The sequence below is a fragment of the Pseudomonas sp. genome (assembly GCF_050739655.1).
Classification (GTDB): Bacteria; Pseudomonadota; Gammaproteobacteria; order Pseudomonadales; family Pseudomonadaceae; genus Aquipseudomonas.
The window spans coordinates 1-2,964 of the sequence record NZ_JBOIBY010000325.1; the positions used below are offsets into that span (position 1 = coordinate 1).

Below are 2,964 nucleotides of genomic sequence, written 5' to 3' on the forward strand. Positions count from 1 at the left end.
AGTCTGATGCAGCCGCTCCCTTGCCGCAGGTGAAAGCCGGCGGGATAACAAGAACGATAAGGGGAACCCGCAATGATGCGACATCCACATGTCTGGATGGGCCTCCTGTTGTGGTCGATTTTCAGTCCGGCGCAAGCGGCCTGGACTGTGAATATGGCGCCTGGAGCGACTGAAATCAGTCACGCTGTGTTTGACCTGCACATGACCATTTTCTGGATCTGTGTAGTGATCGGCATCATCGTTTTTGGCGCCATGTTCTGGTCGATGATCCTGCATCGACGCTCGACCGGGCAGGTGGCCGCCAAATTTCATGAAAGCACCGCCGTTGAAATTCTCTGGACCATCGTGCCCTTCATCATCCTGGTGGCCATGGCGGTTCCCGCGACGGCAACCCTGATCAAGATGTACGACGCCAGCGAGCCGGATATCGATATTCAGGTCACCGGCTACCAATGGAAATGGCATTACAAATACCTGGGCCAGGACGTTGAGTTCTTCAGCAATCTGGCCACTCCCGCCGATCAGATCCACAACAAGGAGGCCAAGAGCGAGCATTACTTGCTTGAGGTCGACAAGCCCTTGGTGCTGCCGGTCGGCGCCAAAGTGCGCTTCCTTGTGACATCCGCCGACGTGATCCACTCCTGGTGGGTGCCAGCCTTCGCAGTCAAGCGCGATGCGATCCCGGGCTTCGTCAACGAAGCCTGGACCCGTATTGAAAAGCCCGGCATCTACCGTGGCCAATGCGCCGAGCTATGTGGCAAGGACCACGGGTTCATGCCGATCGTGGTCGAGGTCAAGGAAAAGGCCGATTACGAGAAATGGCTGGGCGAACGCAAGGCTGAAGCCGCACAACTCAAAGAGCTGACCAGCAAGGAATGGACCCTCGACGAGCTCAAGGAGCGTGGCGACAAGGTCTATCACACCACCTGCGTGGCCTGTCACCAGGCTGAGGGCCAGGGGCTGCCGCCGATGTTCCCGGCGCTCAAGGGCTCGAAAATCGCCACCGGACCAAAAGATGCACACCTGAGCATTGTCTTCCACGGCAAACCCGGCACCGCCATGGCGGCATTCGGTAAACAGCTTTCGGAAGTCGATATCGCGGCCGTCGTGACCTACGAACGTAACGCCTGGGGCAACAATAAGGGCGACATGGTCACGCCGAAAGAAGTGCTGGAGCTCAAACAGGCGGAAAGCAAATGACCCGGCCCATTGCGCACCTCAGGAACCGGTCGGGGCAGCACGCCCCGACCTGCCCAGCCCATCTGGCTACAGGAGACAGGACATGACTGCTGTAATCGATGAACATGTTCATACCGCCAGCGACCACGCCCACGGCCCCGCCAAAGGCCTGATGCGTTGGGTGTTGACCACCAACCACAAGGATATCGGCACGCTGTACCTGTGGTTTGCGTTTTCCATGTTCCTGCTGGGCGGCTCGTTCGCGATGGTGATTCGCGCCGAGTTGTTCCAGCCCGGACTGCAAATCGTCCAGCCGGAATTCTTCAACCAGATGACCACCATGCATGGCCTGGTGATGGTCTTCGGTGCGGTAATGCCAGCGTTTGTCGGCCTCGCCAACTGGATGGTTCCGCTGATGATCGGCGCGCCGGACATGGCCCTGCCGCGCATGAACAACTTCAGCTTCTGGCTGTTGCCGGCGGCGTTCCTGGTGTTGGTGTCGACGCTGTTCATGCCGGGGGGCGGGCCGAATTTTGGCTGGACCTTCTACGCGCCATTGTCGACGACTTACGCGCCGGAAAGCGTGACGTTCTTCATCTTCGCCATCCACTTGATGGGGATCAGTTCGATCATGGGTGCGATCAACGTGATCGCCACCATCCTCAATCTGCGCGCCCCTGGCATGACGCTGATGAAAATGCCGCTGTTCGTCTGGACCTGGCTGATCACTGCGTTCCTCTTGATCGCGGTAATGCCGGTACTGGCCGGATGCGTGACGATGATGCTGATGGACATTCACTTCGGCACCAGCTTCTTCAGTGCCGCCGGTGGCGGTGACCCGGTGCTGTTCCAGCATGTGTTCTGGTTCTTCGGTCACCCTGAGGTGTACATCATGATTCTGCCGGCCTTCGGTGCCGTCAGCTCGATCATCCCGACCTTCTCGCGCAAACCACTGTTCGGCTACACCTCGATGGTCTACGCCACGGCGAGTATTGCGTTCCTGTCGTTCATCGTCTGGGCGCACCACATGTTCGTGGTCGGCATTCCGCTGGTGGGCGAGCTGTTCTTCATGTACGCCACACTGCTGATCGCGGTGCCCACCGGGGTCAAGGTGTTCAACTGGGCCAGCACCATGTGGCAAGGCTCGCTGACCTTCGAGACGCCGATGTTGTTTGCAGTGGCGTTCGTGATCCTGTTCACCATCGGCGGTTTCTCCGGATTGATGCTGGCCATCGCGCCGGCGGACTTCCAGTACCAGGACACCTACTTCGTGGTTGCGCACTTCCACTATGTATTGGTGCCAGGTGCGATCTTCGGGATCTTCGCCTCAGCCTATTACTGGCTTCCGAAGTGGACCGGCCACATGTACGACGAAACCCTCGGCAAGCTGCATTTCTGGCTGTCGTTCATCGGCATGAACATGGCTTTCTTCCCGATGCACTTCGTGGGTCTGGCTGGCATGCCGCGACGGATTCCGGACTACAACCTGCAGTTCGCCGACTTCAACATGGTGTCGTCGATCGGCGCGTTCATGTTCGGCACCACGCAACTGTTCTTCCTGTTCATCGTGATCAAGACCATTCGCGGCGGCCCGGCGGCACCGGCCAAGCCGTGGGATGGAGCGGAAGGTCTTGAGTGGAGCATTCCGTCACCGGCGCCGTATCACACCTTCACCACGCCGCCGGAAGTGAAATGAACAATTTCTGCCTTGTGGATATTCCTGTGGGAGCTGGCTTGCCAGCGATGGGATCACCGCGGTGTGTCAGGCATGCAGCCATCGCTGGC

2 protein-coding genes are annotated in these 2,964 nt (G+C 58.8%); both read left to right on the top strand.

Going from position 1 to position 2,964, the window contains the following annotated elements:
• Positions 1 to 72 precede the first annotated feature (72 nt).
• Positions 73 to 1,200 (top strand): cytochrome c oxidase subunit II, encoded by a 1,128-nt coding sequence (gene coxB / locus ACRESJ_RS15820; protein WP_431758737.1) that lies wholly within the window; start codon positions 73 to 75, stop codon positions 1,198 to 1,200.
• An 82-nt stretch (positions 1,201 to 1,282) separates the two neighbouring features.
• Entirely contained in the window at positions 1,283 to 2,875 is a 1,593-nt protein-coding gene (gene ctaD, locus ACRESJ_RS15825; RefSeq protein ID WP_431758738.1) for a cytochrome c oxidase subunit I, read from the top strand.
• Positions 2,876 to 2,964 lie beyond the last annotated feature (89 nt).

Bases quoted from the DNA above. Each gene is read 5' to 3' on its own strand.
- coxB (WP_431758737.1), top strand. From the start codon at position 73: ATGATGCGACATCCACATGTCTGGATGGGCCTCCTGTTGTGGTCGATT.
- ctaD (WP_431758738.1), top strand. From the start codon at position 1,283: ATGACTGCTGTAATCGATGAACATGTTCATACCGCCAGCGACCACGCC.